Annotated in this window: 20 protein-coding genes and 1 other annotated feature; of the genes, 10 read left to right on the top strand and 10 right to left on the bottom strand. The window is 50.5% G+C overall.

Annotated features, from left to right (window positions below):
* Positions 1–41: 41 nt before the first annotated feature.
* From ACLRGG_RS14485 to ACLRGG_RS14470, 4 genes are read right to left on the bottom strand one after another with little or no spacing between them, the layout of a single operon-like run.
* Positions 42–383 (bottom strand): DUF5347 family protein, encoded by a 342-nt coding sequence (locus tag ACLRGG_RS14485; protein WP_416250434.1) that lies wholly within the window; start codon positions 381–383, stop codon positions 42–44.
* On the bottom strand, positions 320–523 hold the full coding sequence (locus ACLRGG_RS14480) for a phage filamentation protein Fil family protein (protein WP_416250433.1): 204 nt from the start codon (positions 521–523) through the stop codon (positions 320–322). The genes ACLRGG_RS14485 and ACLRGG_RS14480 overlap by 64 nt, the downstream gene beginning before the upstream one ends.
* Positions 524–532: 9 nt before the next feature.
* The gene (locus ACLRGG_RS14475) at positions 533–1,042 is read right to left on the bottom strand and encodes a phage regulatory CII family protein (RefSeq protein WP_416250432.1); all 510 of its coding nucleotides are present in this window, start codon (positions 1,040–1,042) and stop codon (positions 533–535) included.
* 33 nt (positions 1,043–1,075) lie between these two features.
* A complete protein-coding gene (locus tag ACLRGG_RS14470; RefSeq protein ID WP_416250431.1) occupies positions 1,076–1,453 on the bottom strand; it encodes a Cro/Cl family transcriptional regulator in 378 nt (125 codons plus the stop codon).
* 115 nt (positions 1,454–1,568) lie between these two features.
* On the opposite strand from ACLRGG_RS14470, the gene ACLRGG_RS14465 reads away from it, so the two are divergent.
* Genes ACLRGG_RS14465 through ACLRGG_RS14450 form a run of 4 tightly spaced genes read left to right on the top strand, consistent with a single transcriptional unit; the run spans position 1,569 to position 4,587 of the window.
* Complete coding sequence (locus ACLRGG_RS14465; protein ID WP_416250430.1) at positions 1,569–2,411, top strand: phage repressor protein CI; 843 nt, start codon at positions 1,569–1,571, stop codon at positions 2,409–2,411.
* Between the two features lie 8 nt (positions 2,412–2,419).
* Positions 2,420–2,761 (top strand): DUF2511 domain-containing protein, encoded by a 342-nt coding sequence (locus ACLRGG_RS14460; protein ID WP_416250429.1) that lies wholly within the window; start codon positions 2,420–2,422, stop codon positions 2,759–2,761.
* Positions 2,762–2,783: 22 nt separating this feature from the next.
* Positions 2,784–3,818: a site-specific integrase gene (locus tag ACLRGG_RS14455; RefSeq protein ID WP_416250428.1), complete on the top strand. Its 1,035-nt coding sequence runs from the start codon at positions 2,784–2,786 to the stop codon at positions 3,816–3,818.
* Positions 3,811–4,587: a hypothetical protein gene (locus tag ACLRGG_RS14450; protein WP_416250427.1), complete on the top strand. Its 777-nt coding sequence runs from the start codon at positions 3,811–3,813 to the stop codon at positions 4,585–4,587. The genes ACLRGG_RS14455 and ACLRGG_RS14450 overlap by 8 nt, the downstream gene beginning before the upstream one ends.
* Positions 4,588–5,204: 617 nt before the next feature.
* Here ACLRGG_RS14450 and ACLRGG_RS14445 read toward each other — a convergent pair.
* On the bottom strand, positions 5,205–6,854 hold the full coding sequence (locus ACLRGG_RS14445) for a methyl-accepting chemotaxis protein (protein ID WP_416250426.1): 1,650 nt from the start codon (positions 6,852–6,854) through the stop codon (positions 5,205–5,207).
* A 245-nt stretch (positions 6,855–7,099) separates the two neighbouring features.
* Complete coding sequence (locus tag ACLRGG_RS14440) at positions 7,100–7,792, bottom strand: CTP synthase C-terminal region-related (seleno)protein (protein ID WP_416250425.1); 693 nt, start codon at positions 7,790–7,792, stop codon at positions 7,100–7,102.
* 194 nt (positions 7,793–7,986) lie between these two features.
* Here ACLRGG_RS14440 and ACLRGG_RS14435 point away from each other — a divergent pair, with 194 nt between their 5' ends.
* Complete coding sequence (locus ACLRGG_RS14435) at positions 7,987–8,733, top strand: GNAT family N-acetyltransferase (protein WP_416250424.1); 747 nt, start codon at positions 7,987–7,989, stop codon at positions 8,731–8,733.
* On the opposite strand, the gene ACLRGG_RS14430 is transcribed toward ACLRGG_RS14435, so the two are convergent.
* Positions 8,683–9,195, bottom strand: a complete 513-nt coding sequence (locus ACLRGG_RS14430; RefSeq protein ID WP_416250423.1) for a GNAT family N-acetyltransferase — start codon at positions 9,193–9,195, stop codon at positions 8,683–8,685. The genes ACLRGG_RS14435 and ACLRGG_RS14430 overlap by 51 nt on opposite strands.
* A 444-nt stretch (positions 9,196–9,639) precedes the next feature.
* Here ACLRGG_RS14430 and ACLRGG_RS14425 point away from each other — a divergent pair, with 444 nt between their 5' ends.
* Together ACLRGG_RS14425 and tyrA are read left to right on the top strand one after the other, a co-directional pair.
* Positions 9,640–10,719, top strand: coding sequence for a 3-deoxy-7-phosphoheptulonate synthase (locus tag ACLRGG_RS14425; protein WP_416250422.1), 1,080 nt, complete (start codon positions 9,640–9,642; stop codon positions 10,717–10,719).
* A 2-nt stretch (positions 10,720–10,721) separates the two neighbouring features.
* A complete protein-coding gene (gene tyrA, locus ACLRGG_RS14420) occupies positions 10,722–11,840 on the top strand; it encodes a bifunctional chorismate mutase/prephenate dehydrogenase (protein WP_416250421.1) in 1,119 nt (372 codons plus the stop codon).
* A gap of 118 nt (positions 11,841–11,958) precedes the next feature.
* Here tyrA and pheA read toward each other — a convergent pair whose 3' ends face one another.
* From pheA to bamD, 3 genes are all read right to left on the bottom strand, one after another.
* Positions 11,959–13,119 carry a bifunctional chorismate mutase/prephenate dehydratase gene (pheA, locus tag ACLRGG_RS14415; protein WP_416250420.1) on the bottom strand — a complete coding sequence of 387 codons (1,161 nt, stop codon included), beginning with the start codon at positions 13,117–13,119 and terminating at the stop codon, positions 11,959–11,961.
* 23 nt (positions 13,120–13,142) lie between these two features.
* Positions 13,143–13,267, bottom strand: a sequence feature (Phe leader region).
* Positions 13,268–13,356: 89 nt separating this feature from the next.
* Entirely contained in the window at positions 13,357–13,695 is a 339-nt protein-coding gene (gene raiA, locus ACLRGG_RS14410) for a ribosome-associated translation inhibitor RaiA (RefSeq protein ID WP_067707884.1), read from the bottom strand.
* A gap of 268 nt (positions 13,696–13,963) precedes the next feature.
* Positions 13,964–14,695: an outer membrane protein assembly factor BamD gene (gene bamD, locus ACLRGG_RS14405; RefSeq protein WP_067707887.1), complete on the bottom strand. Its 732-nt coding sequence runs from the start codon at positions 14,693–14,695 to the stop codon at positions 13,964–13,966.
* A gap of 130 nt (positions 14,696–14,825) precedes the next feature.
* On the opposite strand from bamD, the gene rluD reads away from it, so the two are divergent.
* The 3 genes from rluD to clpB all read left to right on the top strand — a co-directional run bounded on the left by rluD (position 14,826) and on the right by clpB (position 19,232).
* Positions 14,826–15,803 carry a 23S rRNA pseudouridine(1911/1915/1917) synthase RluD gene (gene rluD / locus ACLRGG_RS14400; protein ID WP_416250419.1) on the top strand — a complete coding sequence of 326 codons (978 nt, stop codon included), beginning with the start codon at positions 14,826–14,828 and terminating at the stop codon, positions 15,801–15,803.
* The gene (gene yfiH, locus ACLRGG_RS14395; protein ID WP_416250418.1) at positions 15,803–16,531 is read left to right on the top strand and encodes a purine nucleoside phosphorylase YfiH; all 729 of its coding nucleotides are present in this window, start codon (positions 15,803–15,805) and stop codon (positions 16,529–16,531) included. Before rluD ends, yfiH begins: the two co-directional genes overlap by 1 nt.
* A gap of 127 nt (positions 16,532–16,658) precedes the next feature.
* Positions 16,659–19,232 carry an ATP-dependent chaperone ClpB gene (clpB, locus tag ACLRGG_RS14390; RefSeq protein WP_416250417.1) on the top strand — a complete coding sequence of 858 codons (2,574 nt, stop codon included), beginning with the start codon at positions 16,659–16,661 and terminating at the stop codon, positions 19,230–19,232.
* The last annotated feature ends 244 nt before the right edge of the window (positions 19,233–19,476 follow it).

The raw sequence follows: 19,476 nt of genomic DNA, 5'->3' as shown, positions 1-19,476 counted from the left end.
AATGCCTAACGGGTTAACGCCATTTATTTGCATAGGATTATTTAGTTAGAAAAGGTCATTCGCTTTGGAAATAAACTCACGACTGCTTTTAAATGATTCATTGCACAAATAAGCGCCTTTCGTTCATCAGTAGTCAGTTCACTAAAATCAGCTTCGTGCCTGTCTTTACCGATGTTAGCCAGGAACAGAATTGCGCTCAGCGCGCGTTTGTTTTCCTGATAATTACTGTCTGTCACATCGCGTATTTCAGAGAAAAAACGAACCATATCTTTTTCACAGTTATCGCCCATCAGTTGTGCGCGAATTAACGCAACGTGATTCAGCGCCGAAACCCTCTGCCCGGCAGTAAGCTCGACCAGCATTGAATCGCCCTCGATAGCCATGATTTACCTCTGCTCTCTTTTACCTGTACCTGCTGACTTAATACCGGATGCCAGCGCCTGCCGTTCTCGCCCATAATCCAGCCATTGCCGTATGACATTGACGGGCTCTGGCGCTTGAGGTGTGCCGCAAATGAAATCATCGTGCGCCCTCAGCTGATGCCAATCGAAGCACCCAGCCCGCTGATAGCGTCAACGGTTGAGGCTAAAGTCGGGTTAGAGTGAACGCGGGTCTGTACGGCCAGTGCGGCCAGCATCATGCAGCGAATGCCGGTATTTGCGGCCTCCAGAATACTGCGGCGGCATGTTGCAGTTATCCGCTCCGGGTTTGCGGCGCTGGCAGCCATGCTTCCGACTTCAGTAGTAGCCTTCAGCACGTAGGACTGAAACTTTTCTTTTGCCAGCTCATTAACCGGCACGCAGGGCAGGCAATGCAGTTGAGCCAGCATCCCATCCATCAGCGTGGCGTCTTCGGTCAGGTCGGTAAGTAGCAGTACTTCTGGAGCAGTCAGCTCATGCACCTGATCCGGGTTGAGCTTGTTGCGCAGGGTTTGAACTCTCATGCCTGCACGCTGCGCCAGCTCAGCCATGTTATGCGTAAGGGCAAACTTGCGGCAGGCGTCGTCATAGTGGTTATGGGTGGAAGTCTTAAAATCAAACATGGCTATTCCCTTGCTCAACTTAAATAATCAAAATCAGTTCAGAGATTGCGAGGTGCGGGCATCAATATAACGACAATCGACAGCCTGCTGTGTGAGTTTGTCGCGCCATGCTTTGACGTTGATAAGGACTTTGCTGCGTTTTTCAGCGCTTTTTTTATTGATGAAATCCTTGGTTGGAGCCTTGAGCAATATGCCCTCGTCAAGCCACTGCCACACAAGGCGCTCACTAACGCCGCGCATTGCTGCGAAGTCGCGAACGCTCATGGCGTCTGCCATTGCAGAGCCGATCATCTTTTGCAGGCTTGGCAGTAAGGCTGAGACAAGCGCATTGATTTGTGAGTCGGTAAAAGGACTGGATTGATTTTTCGAGCCTTCAGGCTCATGCGTTAAAGTTGCTTTTGCATCTTTCATATCGCATTATCTCCGATTGTGTGAAATATGGTGCAGTGACGTGCATCTTGGTCGATGAGCGTCACTTTAGATCGAAAATGCGATCATGTAAATCGATTTTGAGTGTGGGCTAATAATGAATGATGAAAATTTGAATACGCAGGAGTTGATAGAGCGGATCAGCTCGTCATATGGCGTCACCACTCAAAGAGCGCTTGCAGAAGTCTTGGGTGTGCCATCTAACAGCATCAGCACTTGGATTCAGCGCAACAGCCTGCCTGGAAAGGCGATTATCCAATGCTCTCTTGAAACCGGCGCAGACTTGAACTGGTTAATGACTGGTGAGCTTGTTAATTCGCATTTGCGAGATGAGCCTTTGCTGAAAGGTAAGCAGCTTTACGATGAAATCATGGCTAACGGCGGGAAGTTAGTTTTACGCAGACTCTTAGATGCTTACGGCTTTAGCATGCAAAAGGAGCTGGGTGATTTACTTGACATATCTTCTGGCACAATCAGTACATGGATCCGCAGGGAATATTTCCCCGGAGATGTAGTAGTTGCATGCGCGTTAGACACAGGCGTGTCTCTCAGATGGTTAGCAACTGGTAAAGGTGAGATGTTCGATAGTCAGCCCGAAGTTGTCGCATCATCAATAAGTATTCCGAAGAAAAAATTAGTGTCGGGCGTTCTAAATGACGCAGGAAATTGGCTTATGGATCCGGCACTTTCTGCAGTCGATAAAGATTGCTTAGTGTTTATTGATGGTGTTGGTCACTCATGGCTAGTGAATACTGAGGCCAAGAACATCGCGAATGGCCGCTGGTTCGTTAATATTGATGACTCTTATGATGTGTATGATATTTCTCGGCTACCCGGTGGGAAAATCAAGCTAACCAATCCAAATGTCTCGTTTGAGTGCGGGGCATCTGATGTTACCCCTTTTGGGGCTGTATTATTTACTCTGGAAAAACACGTATAAGGAATGGAATGAAAAAGTTATTTCTTGTCATAGCATGTCTTATTGGAACATCTGCATCTTATGCTGCCGAAAAATCAATTGATTTGGATTCATTAAAATTAGGTGAAGACTGGCCCCTTACCTTTAATAAAGCTAAGGTGTCCTGCATTAATAAACGTTTCATCTTCGTTTATAACACTGAAACAGATGACCGATATCCCGTGAATGGTAGCGCGAAAGATGCAGTGCAGTCCGGGAAAATGGAAGGTTACGACATAGATGCTGTATGGGCTGACGACCCAAACTATAAAGGGGTTAAGAAAAGTATTAGCCCAATCCTTGATGCTGGCAACAACCTTTGTGAGCAATAAGTAATTTACCTCGGTTCTCACTATGACTGTCACTAAACAGAAAAATGGCAAATGGCTGACGCAGGTGTTCCCAAACGGAAGGGAAGGTAAACGCATTCGCAAGCAGTTTAATACGAAGGGTGAGGCCGAGGCTTTCGAAAATTATATAAAGAAGGAATCGGAAGAAAAGCCCTGGCTTGGTGAAAAAGAAGACCGCCGCAAGCTAAGTGAGCTGATTGATTTATGGCATCGCCTACACGGCCAGTCTCTTTCAGCCAGTAAATCCCGACTCGCAAAACTGCACATTGTTTGCAAAGGCATGGGTGATCCAATTGCGGCAAAGATCACCCAAAAGGATTGGGCGCACTACCGCGACAAACGTCTAAGCGGCCAAATTGATAACGGGTATCATTCAAATCCAGCTAAGTGGGTCGCTAAGCCGATTACAGTCAACCGCGAGCAGCAATATCTCGATGCTGTTTTTAATGAACTCCGTAGGCTGGGTGAATGGAAATTACCCAACCCTATCGAAGGGGTTCGCATCTTCAAAGAGAAAGAAAAGGAAATGTCCTGGCTCACTGGTAGCCAGATAGAGATATTACTGAGCGCCTGCGAATCTTACGGCAAGCTCAATTTGACGCGCATCGTTAAGGTGTGCCTTGCAACAGGTGCAAGATGGAGTGAAGCGGAGAGGCTTAACCGTTCTCAGTTATCACCATATAAATTGACCTTTACCAAAACGAAAGGCGGTAAAAACCGCACAGTGCCGATTCCGCGCTGGCTCTATGACGAACTATCGCCCCTACAGGGTAAAATGTTTCATCCGTGCTATCAGGAATTTAAAAAGATGCTGGCCCTGACCAACATTCAACTGGCAGAAGGGCAAAAAACGCACGTACTGCGCCATACCTTCGCAAGCCACTTTATGATGAATGGCGGTAACATTCTGGTACTGCAGCGCATACTCGGTCACGCAAATATTCGTGAAACTATGCGTTATGCTCACTTTGCCCCTGACCACTTAGAGGAAGCGGCAAGTCTAAATCCTATTGCAAACCTAGAGGGACTTTATGAGTGACCCGAAAATGTTAGAGCTGTACAAATATGCAGCTTATCTGATTTCTCTGATATTGGCAGCAATACGAGTTGGCGGGCTGCATTTTATATTCCTTTTCTTCATCAAAGTGTTGCGACTAGACTTTACTGAAAAAAAATTAAAAAAGGTTAGTGATAATTTTTATGACATAAAACTTTTTAAGTTTTTTACCGGAATAAAAGCTCGGAACGTTAATGATGTGGTTTTTATACAGGAGTGTATCAACTCTGGTAAAATACATCCTATTAATTTTATTTTTTCAGGTTTTTTCGGGTATGCAGGTAGTAAACGCTCTAATAAAGTAGACCTTTTCTTTGTGTTGTTTTTGTCAGTATCTTCTTTAGTTCTAAGTTTTATGACTGCTAACCAAGCTAAACAGTATAAAAAGGACTATGCTGCCTATGTGTTTGATGACGGCGCTAAGTATTATTTAAACGCACAAAGGATCTTAGATTCAAAAAAAGGTAAAGAAATAGACTGCCAGAGCGTGTCTAATATTACAGGTAAAGAAAAAGAGCGAGCTGAAAAGGTTTGCCCTTATTTAATAAAGAATGAACCAAGAATGAAAGAAGCTGTTTTAGACGGCATTAACAACAATAATAGGGACCGAGTTACCTTCACTTCTCTTTCGCTGGTCTTTTTTGCAGCATTTTTAATTCTCTTGGTTGGATTTGCTAACTTCAATTCTTCATCTGCACAGCTTCGTAAGCTCAAGTTGGAAAAACTCAGACAGTTGCGACTAGAACGGTAAAGAAGTGGCAGCAGATTGGCAGCAGAGCTTTCATAACACTGCAACTTAGTGCATTGAATATTAGTTTAACTAGTTGTTTTTATTAGTAAGTGTATGATGTTTATGACGACTTTATAAAAGCGTCTTAACTAAGGACTCGCTAACGCGACATCTGAAAGTTAATATGAAACAAGGGGTTAGCCATAGGCTAGCCCCTTTTTTTATTGAAGTGGCAGCGCCGGCGTGTTCAGAGGCAGCATCGCGACGTTGATATCATCGGTAAGACAGTCCAGCCCGATAAGCGACGTGATGACGGTGGGATGCATGTCAGGGTTTACTGATTAACCAGCAGACACAATACAAACCTGACCGGAGCATTATCAGCAAAGCCGGCGATCAGCTTCACCCGATTAAATCAGCATCTGAATGGCTAACGCTTCGGGCCAGTAAGGTACCCGTGAGTCATCTTCGGCGAGAGCCATGTTACAAAATCTAAGCCCGGCTGTTGGTAAACCCCTTTTAGTTAAAAGGGGGAGAGAATGAGGAATAAAGAAATAAAGCGTTTATCAGCCTGATAAACCGTTCCAGAAAGTACAACCGGGGTACGCAACAATCTGGAACGGTAGTGCGCGCCTTAGTTAGAAGCTTTCCCAGCTTCCTTCGCCTGCCGTGTTTAACGCAGGACTCCCTTTGATGACTGGCGCTGGACGCTTAATCAGGCCCTGACTGTGTCTTCTCTCTGTCGATGAGGCAACTTTGAAAGACGAGACCAGAGCGCTCAGGTTTTCTGCCTGCTCCTGGAGCGAGCGCGAAGCCGAAGATGCCTCCTCTACTAACGCGGCATTTTGCTGGGTAACTTCATCCATCTGCCCAATAGCCTGATGCACCTGTTCAATCCCCTGGCTTTGCCCGGTGGTAGCCGCGGCAATTTCATTGACGATATCCGCTACCTGCTGAATCGCGATACGCACTTTCTCCGAGTTCTCGCCCACGTTGGCCGCCTGGCTGGCACCACTTTCAACCTGCTGGGACGAGGCGGTGATCAGCTCCTTAATTTCCCGGGCAGCAGACGATGAGCGCTGAGCAAGATTACGAACTTCAGATGCGACCACGGCAAAGCCCCGTCCATGTTCACCAGCCCTGGCGGCTTCTACGGCCGCGTTCAGTGCCAGAATATTCGTCTGAAATGCAATGCCTTCGATCAGGCCGGTGATCTCTGAAATTCTTCCCGAGCTGTTTTTAATGTCATCCATCGTTGTGAGCATGGTTTTAACGGAGTCACCATTTTGCACCGACATCTTGTTGGCCGTACCGGCAAGAATATTTGCCTGATTAGCACTTTCGGCGTTTTGTTTTACCGTATCGCTTAATGCCGCCATGCTTGCTGAGGTTTGTTCAAGAGACGCGGCCTGCTGCTCGGTACGTGAAGATAAATCTTCGTTGCCCGCTGCGATTTGAGAAGAGGCTGTGCTGACCGAGTAGGATGAGTCATTAACCGATGAGAGCGTTGTGCCAACCCGCGCAAGCAGGTTATTAAAGGCCGCTGCGGTTTTGCCAATTTCATCTTTACGGCGGTCATCGGCTCGTTGAGTCAGATCAAGGTTGATACTGACCTCACTCATGACGGACTCTATTCCAAAAAGGCTTCGCTTTATGCTGAGTATCGTCCTGATAGCAAAAAATCCCAGTATCATAACAGTCAGGGCCGAACCGATGGATAGTGCCCAGACAAGTCTGGTATAGATCCGCTGGTTATCTTCTCGCAGGCCGTTACCGATGGTGATATTTAATTCAATCTGCTTCTTAAGATCGCTGGCAAGCTTCCTTCCTGCGCTGCCCACGCCGGTATCACTCTGCATGAGCGAAAGCGTCAGGGCGTCGTTATGGGCGCGTGACGCGGCGAAGAAAGCGGGGAGTGCCTGGCGAACCGCGTCAATATTTTGATAAGCGAGGTTGGTTAACTGCGCATCTTCATCACCTGATATATCATTTTTCTTATAATAGTCCGTCAGTGAAGTCAGCTGGTCCAGAATCTGATAGATGTCTTTTTCCGCCGCAGGTAATTTAGTTTCGTCCGTGATGACTTTATAACGATACAAAGCAATACCAAAATTACTGGAGGCGCTTATCGACTTGTCGAGATCTTTAATACTGGGAATGGTGTTGTACTGAACAAATTCAAATCGTGACTGGAACCCCGATATAGCTGTTAATGCTATGATTAACAGAGCAATTATTGCTATAGCAAGCAGAGAGAAAGTGATGGATAAGCGCTGTGAGATAGACATGGTGACCTCTGAAATTCGTTAAAACGATAAGAATCTTCATCAGGTCAGAAAAGGCCCTGAGATTAACCTTATCGGCTTTTTTTCTGAGGACTTTATGGATTTATACATATTGAATTATTAAAGTGAGCTTGATTGAAAATAAACTCACCTCCCGGATAAAGTCATTATTATTTTAAGGTTAATTTATATTAATTATTCCTTTCTTAATAAGCACGCTATGTATTTTTATAATGGCGCTCGGCTACTTAGCGCGCTGCGGCTCTTAGCAGCGAGACGATCAGTGGAGAAAGTGCATTTCGCAGGGCGGCCCGCTCAGACTGAAAAAGCGTTGCGACGAAAAAACGGTGTGCCGGAAGCTCTATACCGCGCACGCCACCTTCACGATCCCATGCCGTAACGCGAAGTGGATAGCTCTCCAGTTCGGCAATAAAGCCAGGATCCACTCCGAAACGACAGTGGTAGCCTTCGTGTGTTTTAAGCTGTCCATACGCCTGAGCAATTACCGACCCCTGCGCAATAACGATGTCATCTGTCTCTTCTATTAACGCACAGCTCAGCGGTACGATAACCATTCGCCCTTCAGTGTCCGTCTCGTTATGGGCAGCATCCTGCCAGCCAATCACGTTGCGAGCATACTCGATAAGGGCATACTGGAATCCGCCGCATGAACCAAGAAACGGGACGTCGTTTACCCGTGCCCAGGTGATGGCCATCATCGCACCTCTGTCGTTTTGATAAGGGCTGCCGGGTACCACCCAAATCGCATCATAAGGTTCCAGCACTGACGTATCTGTTATTGATACAGTAGGAAGCCATTGGGCAGAAACATTCAGATTAAGGTGATCGGCGGCAAGCTTAATGGCGGGAGGGATGGCCTGATGGGCAACGGAAGTAGAACGAAAATCCCCAACAAGTGCGATACGCAAAGAGAGCGTCATGACCATTTCCTTTATCGGAAAGGGAAGATATTACCCAATTTATAACATAGCGACAACATTATTGCGGGAGAAATCCCGGGCATTTCACCGTTTAGCGATCGGATTCATAACTCCGGCATAACCTGCGGTTTTTTGCTGGGAAAAACGCGCTGCGCTTCGTATTCTGACTTATCCATTATCAAAGGAAGATGACCGTGTCCCAGAGATTCAACGAATTCAATCAGCCGATAGGTCCGGCATTACCTGACTGGCAGCCCGCCAGAATGCCTGAGCGTCAGACGCTCAAGGGGAGCTATTGCCGCCTGGAACCACTGGACGTCGCCAAACACAGCGGCGATCTCTATGCGGCCTATGCTTTTGCCGCCGACGGGCGCGACTGGACTTATCTTACCGATGAGCGTCCTTCAACGCCGGAGGCATTTCGTCACTGGCTGGCGCAGCGGGCAGCAGAAAAAAATGTCATCACCTTTACTATTCTTTGTGCCAAACGTAACAGGGCGATGGGCCTGGCATCCTATATGCGTATCGATCGCGATAACGGATCGATCGAGTTGGGTGGGCTGACCTGGTCACCGCTGATGAAACGGACCATTATTGGCACGGAAGCACTTTACCTGATGCTGAAATATACCTTTGAGCTGGGTTACCGCCGCTGCGAATGGAAGTGCGATGCGTTGAATGCCCCTTCACGGGCATCGGCTGAGCGGCTTGGGTTTCAGTATGAAGGCACCTTCCGGCAAATGATGACCCGTAAAGGGCGTTCAAGGGATACACAGTGGTTCTCCATCCTTGATAGCGAGTGGCCAGCAATAAACCGTGCAATAACCTGCTGGCTGGACAGGGAAAACTTTGACCCCCAGGGGCAGCAGATCCAGCGTTTGCAGACGCTGTTACGGGCGGCAAAACTGGTAGACGGCGGTGTTAACGGGTCCGCTGTCTGACACGATCAGCCCATAGGTGATCCCCATAAATCGGGCACCGCAGCGCGTGGCGACCCGTCGGCTGGCGACGTTATCCTCCACAGCAAGAATTTCCACAATCTCCCTTTCCGGACGTTGCCAGGCCACTTCAACCAGATGTCGAACGGCCTGGCTGGCAATGCCCTGGCGCTGGTCGCTGCTGCGTACCCAGTAGCCTATCGAGCAGTGATGAATTTGTTCAGAGGAATAGCGCAGTCCGGCCCCCCCCAGCAACCGTCCCTCCCGGCTAAATATACCCAGTTCATCAGCGCTGCCGTTTTGGCGCATAAGCTTAGTGACCGCAAACCAGCGGCGCGCCTCTTCTGGCTTAAATTCCGGGTGCGCCCAAAGCAGCCAGGGCAGCAGTGTATTCAGCGATTCATTGACGGCCTCGGCAAAGGCGGGCGCATCTTCATCGCACCAGGGTCTGAGCAGAATATCCATTACATTCCTGTCGGTGTCAGGTGATGGGAACATCAACCATACAAATGGTTTACTGCATTATTCTAAATCTGTCGCGCTCAGAAAATCGAACAGTGACTTATGCCGATCCCTTTTCCTCTCGTGGGTTGCAATCTTACATTTTCCTCAGCGCAATGCCATTCCCTTCGCTGGCATGGTCCCGAGTTCAGTTGTCAAAGGCCGGGGCAGTTATCAGTTATAAGAATGACTGTAAACTAATGCTTACAATAAGCTAAGTTGTTAGTAATGCACTAAACAATTTATCTTATTGTTTTTAATGTTTTTTATTAATACCTTTTATGCCAGAACTAATTATGGTAATAAAAATGTACAGCCATGGATTGAGATTTGTACACTATATGATACATTGACAGTATCACGCCGGGGATCCCCCCGAGCGAAAACGATTAAGGCAGGGACAAGAGCATGCAAAAAGACGCGCTGAATAACGTTCATATTGCTAATGAACAGATTTTAATTACGCCCGAAGAGCTGAAAAAACAGTTTCCGCTTAGCGCGACTCAGGCTGAGAACATTGCCTCATCGCGTAAAGTCATCTCCAACATCATTAGCGGCAAGGATCCCCGGCTTCTGGTGGTGTGTGGGCCGTGCTCAATCCACGATACCGAAGCCGCGCTCGACTATGCCCGCCACCTTAAAGCGCTTTCTGACAGGCTTCAGGATCGGCTGTTTATTGTTATGCGCGTTTACTTTGAAAAGCCCCGCACGACCGTTGGCTGGAAGGGGCTGATTAACGATCCTTTTATGGATAACTCTTTTGATATGCAGGCCGGCCTGCATATTGCACGTCGCCTGCTGCTGGACCTGGTTGAAATGGGGCTGCCGCTGGCAACGGAAGCGCTGGATCCCAACAGTCCACAATACCTTGGCGATCTTTTTAGCTGGTCGGCGATTGGTGCCAGGACCACTGAGTCTCAGACGCATCGTGAAATGGCTTCGGGCCTCTCAATGCCGGTGGGATTTAAGAACGGTACGGATGGCAGTCTGGGTACGGCAATCAACGCTATGCGCGCAGCATCAATGCCACATCGTTTTGTCGGTATTAATCAGGCCGGGCAGGTCTGTCTGCTGCAAACGCAGGGGAATCCGGATGGTCATGTGATCCTGCGCGGCGGGAAGAAACCCAACTACGGGCCGGAGGATGTGGCGCAGTGTGAAAAAGAGATGCGCCAGGCGGGACTCCGTCCCTCCTTGATGATAGATTGCAGCCATGGTAATTCTGATAAAGATTTTCGCCGCCAGTCTGGCGTTGCTGAATCTGCCGTTGCGCAGATCAAAGACGGCAACCGTTCAATTATGGGACTGATGCTGGAAAGCCATCTTAACGAAGGGAGTCAGTCTTCCGAGCAGCCGCGCAGTGAGATGCGCTACGGTGTTTCCGTCACCGATGCCTGCATCAGCTGGGATACGACCGAGCGGCTGCTAAGTGAAATCCATCAGTCTTTGAGTGGTGTACTGGCGGCGCGTCTGTCGCAAGAGGATTAATTATGGTGGCTGAACTGACCGCGCTTCGCGATCAAATTGATGAAGTGGATAAAGCGCTGCTGGATCTGATGGCAAAACGGCTAAGCCTGGTTGCCGAAGTGGGTGAAGTCAAAAGCCGTTATGGCCTGCCGATATATGTCCCGGAACGCGAAGCGGCAATGCTGGCTTCGCGGCGCAATGAAGCCGCGCAGCTGGGAGTGCCGCCGGATCTGATTGAGGACGTTTTGCGCAGGCTGATGCGCGAATCCTATTCAAGTGAAAACGATAAGGGCTTCAAAACACTCTGTCCCACGCTGCGTCCGGTAGTGATTGTCGGTGGTAAAGGCCAGATGGGACGCATGTTTGAAAAAATGCTTACCCTGTCCGGATATCAGGTCGAAATTCTTGATAAAGGGGACTGGGATCGGGCTGATACTCTGCTTTCCTCCGCCGGAATGGTGATAATCAGCGTTCCCATCCACCTGACGGAAGAGGTGATTGCCCGACTGCCCACGCTACCGGAAGACTGTATTCTTGTCGATCTTGCTTCGATCAAGAATCGCCCGCTTCAGGCGATGCTGGCTGCGCACTCCGGCCCGGTACTGGGCCTGCATCCGATGTTCGGGCCTGACAGCGGGAGCCTGGCGAAGCAGGTTGTCGTATGGTGTGATGGTCGTCAGCCGGAAGCCTGTCAGTGGTTTCTTGAACAAATTCAGGTATGGGGCGCGCGGCTGCATCGCATTAGCGCGGTTGAGCATGACCAGAATATGGCGTTTATCCAGGCGCTGCGCCACTTCGCCACCTTTGCCTATGGCCTGCATCTGGCGGAGGAGAATGTACAGCTTGAACAGCTATTAGCGCTATCTTCGCCGATCTACCGGCTGGAGCTGGCCATGGTAGGCCGACTGTTTGCTCAGGATCCCCAGCTCTATGCGGATATTATTATGTCGTCAGAGAGCAACCTGGCGTTAATTAAGCGCTACTATCACCGCTTCGGTGAAGCCATTACGCTGCTGGAGAAGGGCGATAAGCAGGCCTTCGTTCACAGCTTTAATCAGGTGAAACACTGGTTTGGCGACTATGCCGACCACTTTATGCAGGAAAGCCGTACGCTGCTGCGTCAGGCTAATGACCGCAAGTAATTATGATTAAAGGCCAGCGATGGCCTTTTTTTTATGTAATTAAGTCAGTGCTACACGATCCCAGCCAGTTGAGCCATTATCTGGCTCAACCATTTAACCGGCGGCTGGCGTAAGGCATTTATTCCGGCATCGCCGGGATAATATTTTCGCTGGGATAGCAGCCCAGCACCTTCAGCGAACGCGTGATGGCAGCCAGCTCACGCAGCGCCTGCTGCACCTCTTCCGTACGCAGGTTCCCCTGAAAATCGATGTAGAACATCTCTTCCCACGGATTACCGTTGATGGGACGCGATTCCAGCTTGCTCATGACCAGATTATGCTGACGCAGCACCAGCAGCGCTTCTACCAGCGCGCCAGCCTGCTGACCGGTAGCCATGATAAGGGTAGTTTTAGCCGGTACCTGTAGCGTGACCTCGACAGGCTTACGGGCAAGGATAATAAAGCGGGTAATGTTCTGCTGTTGGTTGGCCAGGTTGCGTTCCAGAACCTGCAATCCATAAAGTTCTCCACCCGCCTCGCTGCCCAGAGCTGCAGCTTTGGGCGAGTTGAGAGAGGCCACTTTCTCCATTGCGGCGGCTGTACTTTCCGTGTACTCAATTTTCCAGTGAGGGTAGCGGTTAATGAACTGGCTACACTGCTGGAAGGGCTGAGGATGACTGTAGACCGTCTCGATTTGCTGTAAATCAGTGCTGCCGGTGACCAGCATACAGTGGTCGATAGGTAGCGTCATTTCACCGACGATCGACAAACTGGTTTGCTGTAACAGGTCATAGACATCGTTAATCGAACCTGAACTGGTGTTCTCGATGGGCAGCACGGCGTAATCTGCCTGGCCCGTTTCCACCTGACTGAAAATGTCCTGAAATTTCAGGCATCCACTCTCAATGACGTTTTCAAAATGACGGGTGGCGTAATGGCGTGCCGCCAGGTGCGAATAAGAGCCTTTAGGCCCCAGGAACGCGATGCGTGCAGACTGAGCATGAGTCTTATTAAGATGTTGTTGTAACAGCGCCTGCTGCGTCAGGACGGAGTCCTCAATAATAAGCTGAAACAAACGCGTGATGTAATGAGCATCCAGCTTATGGTTTTTACCCAGTGCTATCAGATGCTCAAGCAGGTCGCGTTCGCGATCAATATCCCGGATCGGCCGGTGGGTAGCCATTTTGGCTTTTGCCACGTCAGTTGCCAGCGCCCGGCGACGGGCGAGCAGGGTTAATAATTCTTCGTCCAGCGCGCTGATTTTGTCGCGCAAGGCCAGCAGTGGATTCTCAGTGGTCATAGTTCTACCTGTCAGGTGCCCATAAAAAAAAAGCCTCCCACCGGGGAGGCTTGATTGTTCGTCTTCGCATTATTTCCTGAACGACGAATGGCCTCCCTGTCAGTGGAGGCTAAAAAAGAATGCGAAGAAGAACGACTGTTTGATCATCATGGTGTCCGGTTGTGGGATGCCTTTAAAGTAACCGCAGTAATTTCTCTCTGTCAATAAAAAACGCGCCCGCGGGCGCGTCAGAAACCGTTACTCCTCATCAACCTCGACAACGCTAAGATCCTTAACGCTGGCGTTTGCACGGCGGGCTTCGCCTTTGTGCTGGACCTTATTAAGCTGACGTTCAAGCTTAGCGATGAGTTCATTGATGGCCGTATACATATCGTCATGCTTGGCGCTGGCGACCAGCGGGCCATTCGGCGTGTTGATCGTAGCATCCGCCACGAACTCTTTCGGCTCTTTCGAGAGCACAATGTGCGGGTTTATCAGATGAGTTTGCCACTTTTCAAGTTTGGCAAGACGGTCTTCGACATGCTGGCGGATAGCTGGAGTGATTTCCATGTGCTTGCTGGTAATGTTAAGTACCATAGTGCTTACCTCTCTGTCATTTCCGTCGAATGTAGATCCAGCATACCCTGAAAAATTGACGTATGTGTGATTCGTATCACGTTTTTTTGTCACTTTTTGTCAAGACTTAAAAGTTTGCGAGTGGGTCTGAGAATTGCACATTAAGGGGTTGCCTGAACGCGCATGAGAGGGCAATATCGATAAGTTAACTAAAAGATAAACCTGCAGGAATGACGGTTTTATGAACAACAGAATGGCAGCCTTGGGCTGCCATTCTGGTTTCTGAAGGTTAAGCCTGATTCGCGGCGATCAGCTTCGCAACTTTATCGGCTTCCGCATTCAGTTGCAGATGACGGTAAGCATTTTCCATCAGCGGCAGGGCAGTACGCGTAGCCTGAGTATCCGGATAGTCCTTCATCATTTGCTCCACGCGGTTAACGACAGCGACATAAGCCTCGCGCTTAGTGTAGAATTGGGCAACGGATAACTCATACTTCGCCAGGCGATCCTTCAGGAACACCAGACGTTTTCTTGCGTCAGTGGCGTACTGACTGTTCGGATAACCGCGCAGCAGCTGAGAGAAGTCATGGAAAGCATCACGCGCATGCGTCGGATCGCGGTCTGAGCGATCGATGCCGAAAAAGCCCTGCAGCGCACTGTCATCAAGCGCCATATCCGTCAGACCACGCATATAAATCACGTAATCAATATTCGGGTGGGTAGGATTAAGGCGCATAAAGCGGTCGATCGCGGCCTGTGCCAGCGGTAAATCGGCATTTTTATAGTAGGCGTAGATAAGATCCAGCTGAACTTGCTGGGAGTAGGGACCGAACGGGTAGCGGTTATCAAGCGCTTCCAGTTGCGTTATTGCTCCTTTAAAGTTACCGTCCTGCAGTTTTTGCTGGGCTGTGGCATAGATTTCAGAAGGTGGGTTGTCAGGCACCGTGTCCTTCGAGCCGGAACAACCAGCTAATGCCAGGCTCAACGTGGCTGCAGCCACCAGATATTTCATACGCGTCATGACGATTTGATTATCCTCAGAGTGTTATTCAGGAAGCTGTCCATTTAGCCCCCGATAGTGACCAGGTACAATAGCACATTATATTAAACGGCATCGCCGTGAAAACCCAACGTTAACGAAGAAGCTGGTTATGGCACAACAAGTAAAACTCAACGCAACGGTCTCCGAATCGCAACTCGGACAACGCTTAGATCAGGCTTTGGCCGAATTGTTCCCTGATTATTCTCGATCTCGCATAAAAGAGTGGATTCTCGACCGTCGTATTAGTGTCAATGGCGTAATCATCGACAAACCGAAGGAAAAAGTGCTCGGTGGCGAACAAATAACTATCAACGCCGAAATCGAAGAAGAAGCGCGCTGGGAAGCGCAGGCGATACCGCTGAACATCGTTTATGAAGATGATGATATCCTGGTTATCAACAAACCGCGCGATCTGGTGGTACATCCGGGTGCGGGCAACCCTGATGGCACAGTGCTGAATGCTCTCCTGCATCACTTCCCGGCTATCGCCGATGTGCCGCGCGCAGGCATCGTACACCGGCTCGATAAAGACACCACCGGTTTGATGGTGGTCGCGAAGACCGTTCCGGCACAGACTCATCTGGTGGAATCTCTGCAGCTCAGAGAATTTACCCGTGAATATGAAGCGGTAGCGATTGGCAAAATGACCGCGGGGGGAACAGTCAATGAACCCATCAGCCGCCACTCCACCAAGCGTACGCATATGGCCGTTCATCCAATGGGCAAACCTGCTACTACGCACTACCGCATCATGGAGCATTTCCGGGCGCATACCCGACTGCGTTTACGGCTTGAAACCGGACGTACCCATCAGATCCGCGTACATATGTCGCATATAAATCATCCGCTGGTTGGCGATCCGCTTTATGGCGGTCGTCCTCGCCCACCGAAAGGGGCATCGGAAGCCTTTATTTCCACCCTGCGTCAGTTTGACAGGCAGGCTCTGCATGCCACCATGCTGCGTCTTTATCATCCGCTTACCGGTATCGAAATGGAGTGGCATGCGCCGTTGCCTCAGGATATGGTCGACCTGATCGATGCGTTGAAAGCGGATACTCAGGCGTTCAAAGAGCAAATGGACTGGTAATGAGCCTGATCTACCCGCAGTGGTCCGTGCCCGCTGGCGTATCTGCCTGTTCAACAACGCGTACGGGCGGCGTCAGTGCTGCGCCCTGGGACTCCTTTAATCTCGGGGATCACGTCGGTGATGCGCCAGACAGCGTTCAGGCTAATCGTGAACGGCTGGTCAGGCAGGGAGCGATGCCTACTATGCCGGTCTGGCTTGAGCAGGTTCACGGTACGCGGGTGATTGAGCTTACGGGCGAGCAACCTTTATGTCGGCGTGCCGATGCGGCGTGGACCTGCAAACCCGGCGTGGTGTGTGCGGTGATGACGGCAGATTGCCTGCCGGTGCTGTTCACCTCCGTATCGGGAAAGCAAGTCGCGGCGGCCCATGCGGGCTGGCGAGGGCTTTGCGGCGGTATTTTAGAGGCGACCGTTGCGGCTTTTCGCTGTCCACCGGAAGAGGTGATTGCCTGGCTGGGGCCGGCAATAGGTCCAGGCGCATTTGAAGTGGGTCCGGAGGTCAGAATGGCCTTTATTGCTCAGAATGTGAGCGATGAAGCCGCTTTCCGCCCGGCGGGTGAAAAATATTATGCTGATATCTGGCAGCTTGCGCGAGGGCGACTGAAGCGCATGGGAGTGCGCCACATCTCGGGTGGCGACCTTTGCACCCACTCAGGCGGCGAGCAATTTTTCTCTTTCCGACGCGATGGCGTCACTGGCCGTATGGCAAGTTTAATCTGGCTGATATAACCTAGCGCCATAAGACGGTCCAGATTGATGTATTTTTCACCAAAATATTTGGGTCATTAAACTTGAAAATTTGAGGGATGACCTCATTTTAATCTCCAGTAGCAATTTGACCTGAATAGGGGGAATTATGCGTCTGGATCGTCTTACTAACAAATTCCAGCTTGCGCTCTCCGATGCGCAGTCTTTAGCGCTTGGGCGCGACAATCAATTTATCGAACCTCTTCACCTGATCAGTGCCTTACTTAATCAGGAGGGCGGCTCCGTGCGTCCTTTACTTACCACCGCCGGTGTGGATGTTGCCGCACTACGTAGCGGTGTGGAGCAGGCAATCAGCCGTCTGCCGCAGGTGGAAGGCGCTGGCGGCGACGTGCAGCCTTCTGCGGATCTCATTCGCGTTCTTAATCTCTGCGATAAGCTGGCCCAGAAGCGCGCCGACAATTTTATCTCATCCGAACTTTTTGTTCTGGCCGCGCTGGATTCACGCGGCTCGCTGGCAGATCTTCTTAAATCTGCGGGAGCAACGAGTGAAAAGCTCACCAAAGCCATCGATCAAATGCGTGGGGGAGAAACCGTGAACGACCAGGGAGCTGAAGATCAGCGTCAGGCTTTAAAGAAATACACCATCGATCTGACTGAGCGTGCCGGGCAGGGCAAGCTCGATCCGGTTATTGGCCGTGATGAAGAGATCCGCCGGACAATTCAGGTGCTGCAACGTCGAACAAAAAATAACCCGGTACTGATTGGTGAACCCGGCGTCGGTAAAACGGCCATCGTTGAGGGGCTGGCTCAGCGCATTATTAACGGGGAAGTCCCGGAAGGCCTGAAGGGGCGCAGGGTACTGGCTCTGGATATGGGCGCGCTGGTGGCGGGTGCAAAATACCGCGGTGAGTTTGAAGAACGGCTGAAAGGCGTGCTCAGCGATTTGTCAAAGCAGGAGGGGAACGTCATCCTGTTTGTTGATGAGCTACATACCATGGTGGGGGCGGGCAAAGCCGACGGCGCCATGGATGCGGGCAATATGCTTAAACCGGCGCTTGCTCGCGGTGAACTGCACTGCGTAGGGGCGACAACCCTTGATGAGTATCGCCAGTATATTGAAAAAGATGCTGCGCTGGAGCGCCGTTTCCAGAAGGTCTTTGTCGCTGAACCCAGCGTGGAGGATACGATTGCTATCCTTCGAGGATTAAAAGAGCGCTACGAACTGCACCACCACGTACAGATCACCGATCCGGCCATTGTGGCGGCGGCCACGCTGTCACATCGCTATATTGCCGACCGTAAACTGCCTGACAAGGCTATTGACCTGATTGATGAAGCCGCTTCCAGCATCCGTATGCAGATTGACTCCAAGCCTGAGTCGCTCGATCGCCTCGAGCGCCGCATCATTCAACTGAAGCTGGAGCAGCAGGCCCTGAAAAAAGAGGCGGACGATGCCAGCATCAAGCGTCTGGATATGCTCGAAGAGGAGCTGGATCAGAAAGAGCGCGAATATTCTGAGTTAGAAGAAGAGTGGAAAGCAGAGAAAGCTTCTCTTTCTGGAACGCAGACGATTAAAGCCGAGCTGGAGCAGGCGAAACTCTCCATGGAGCAGGCGCGCCGTTCCGGTGACCTGGCGCAGATGTCAGAGCTTCAATACGGCAAGATACCTGAGCTGGAAAAACAGCTTGCCAGCGCGACCCAGTCCGAAGGTAAAACCATGCGTCTGCTGCGTAACCGCGTAACCGATGTTGAAATCGCCGACGTACTGGCGCGCTGGACGGGGATCCCGGTCGCGCGAATGATGGAAGGGGAGCGCGACAAATTGCTGCGTATGGAGCAGGACCTTCATCAGCGCGTTATCGGTCAGGATGAGGCCGTCGAAGCCGTATCCAATGCTATTCGCCGCAGCCGCGCAGGCCTGGCCGATCCGAACCGGCCCATTGGTTCCTTCCTGTTCCTGGGGCCAACGGGGGTGGGTAAAACCGAACTGTGTAAAGCGCTGGCAAACTTTATGTTCGACAGCGACGATGCCATGGTCCGCCTTGATATGTCCGAGTTCATGGAGAAACACTCGGTATCCCGACTGGTGGGGGCTCCTCCAGGCTACGTGGGCTATGAGGAGGGGGGCTACCTGACCGAGGCCGTTCGTCGCCGTCCTTATTCCGTGATCCTGCTGGATGAGGTTGAAAAAGCGCATCCGGACGTATTCAACATTCTGCTACAGGTGCTGGATGATGGACGGCTCACCGATGGCCAGGGCAGAACCGTAGACTTCCGCAATACCGTAGTGATCATGACTTCTAACCTGGGTTCCGATCTGATTCAGGAAAGGTTCGGCGCGCTGAGCTATGCGGAAATGAAAGAAGTGGTAATGACGGTTGTTGGCCATCACTTCCGTCCGGAGTTTATCAACCGTATTGATGAGCTGGTGGTGTTCCACCCTCTGGGCGAAACCCACATTGCCTCTATTGCTAAAATACAGCTTCAGCGATTGTATGCGCGCCTGGCCGAACGGGGTTATGAACTTCATATCTCCGATGCGGCTCTGCAACTGCTTGGTGAAAACGGCTACGACCCGGTATATGGTGCAAGGCCGCTGAAACGCGCTATTCAGCAGCAAATCGAAAATCCGCTGGCGCAGAAAATCCTTTCTGGTGCGTTAATCCCCGGTAAGGTGATTGAAATGGACGTTAATGATGGTGAAATTGTCGCCAGCCAGTAATATCCAGCCGGTCTGAATCAGTATTACACTCTATTAAGGGGCCTTCGGGCCCCTTTTTTTGGATGATAACCAGGCAAAAATGGCCCTTTCAGGCCTTATTGGTTTGAAAAGTGAGCATGCGGAAAGTTTTTTGCAATTAGGGGTTGTCAGCCGTCAGGAACTCCCTATAATGCGCCTCCATCGACACGGAACAACGGCTTACAGGCCGCCGGGTTGAGAGGTTCAGGAAGCTGAACCGCCGGAG

The sequence above is a fragment of the Erwinia sp. PPS120 genome, assembly GCF_047918655.1.
Taxonomy (GTDB): Bacteria; Pseudomonadota; Gammaproteobacteria; order Enterobacterales; family Enterobacteriaceae; genus Erwinia; species Erwinia tasmaniensis_A.
Note: the sequence above shows the minus strand (reverse complement) of the source record. Positions and strands in the feature narration are given on the sequence as shown.

Bases quoted from the DNA above. Each gene is read 5' to 3' on its own strand.
- ACLRGG_RS14455 (WP_416250428.1), top strand. From the start codon at position 2,784: ATGACTGTCACTAAACAGAAAAATGGCAAATGGCTGACGCAGGTGTTC.
- ACLRGG_RS14425 (WP_416250422.1), top strand. From the start codon at position 9,640: ATGCAAAAAGACGCGCTGAATAACGTTCATATTGCTAATGAACAGATT.
- tyrA (WP_416250421.1), top strand. From the start codon at position 10,722: ATGGTGGCTGAACTGACCGCGCTTCGCGATCAAATTGATGAAGTGGAT.
- ACLRGG_RS14470 (WP_416250431.1), bottom strand. From the start codon at position 1,453: ATGAAAGATGCAAAAGCAACTTTAACGCATGAGCCTGAAGGCTCGAAA.
- ACLRGG_RS14460 (WP_416250429.1), top strand. From the start codon at position 2,420: ATGAAAAAGTTATTTCTTGTCATAGCATGTCTTATTGGAACATCTGCA.
- rluD (WP_416250419.1), top strand. From the start codon at position 14,826: ATGGCACAACAAGTAAAACTCAACGCAACGGTCTCCGAATCGCAACTC.
- ACLRGG_RS14480 (WP_416250433.1), bottom strand. From the start codon at position 523: ATGATTTCATTTGCGGCACACCTCAAGCGCCAGAGCCCGTCAATGTCA.
- ACLRGG_RS14475 (WP_416250432.1), bottom strand. From the start codon at position 1,042: ATGTTTGATTTTAAGACTTCCACCCATAACCACTATGACGACGCCTGC.
- ACLRGG_RS14450 (WP_416250427.1), top strand. From the start codon at position 3,811: ATGAGTGACCCGAAAATGTTAGAGCTGTACAAATATGCAGCTTATCTG.
- yfiH (WP_416250418.1), top strand. From the start codon at position 15,803: ATGAGCCTGATCTACCCGCAGTGGTCCGTGCCCGCTGGCGTATCTGCC.
- pheA (WP_416250420.1), bottom strand. From the start codon at position 13,119: ATGACCACTGAGAATCCACTGCTGGCCTTGCGCGACAAAATCAGCGCG.
- raiA (WP_067707884.1), bottom strand. From the start codon at position 13,695: ATGGTACTTAACATTACCAGCAAGCACATGGAAATCACTCCAGCTATC.
- bamD (WP_067707887.1), bottom strand. From the start codon at position 14,695: ATGACGCGTATGAAATATCTGGTGGCTGCAGCCACGTTGAGCCTGGCA.
- ACLRGG_RS14440 (WP_416250425.1), bottom strand. From the start codon at position 7,792: ATGACGCTCTCTTTGCGTATCGCACTTGTTGGGGATTTTCGTTCTACT.
- ACLRGG_RS14485 (WP_416250434.1), bottom strand. From the start codon at position 383: ATGGCTATCGAGGGCGATTCAATGCTGGTCGAGCTTACTGCCGGGCAG.
- clpB (WP_416250417.1), top strand. From the start codon at position 16,659: ATGCGTCTGGATCGTCTTACTAACAAATTCCAGCTTGCGCTCTCCGAT.
- ACLRGG_RS14430 (WP_416250423.1), bottom strand. From the start codon at position 9,195: ATGGATATTCTGCTCAGACCCTGGTGCGATGAAGATGCGCCCGCCTTT.
- ACLRGG_RS14445 (WP_416250426.1), bottom strand. From the start codon at position 6,854: ATGTCTATCTCACAGCGCTTATCCATCACTTTCTCTCTGCTTGCTATA.
- ACLRGG_RS14465 (WP_416250430.1), top strand. From the start codon at position 1,569: ATGAATGATGAAAATTTGAATACGCAGGAGTTGATAGAGCGGATCAGC.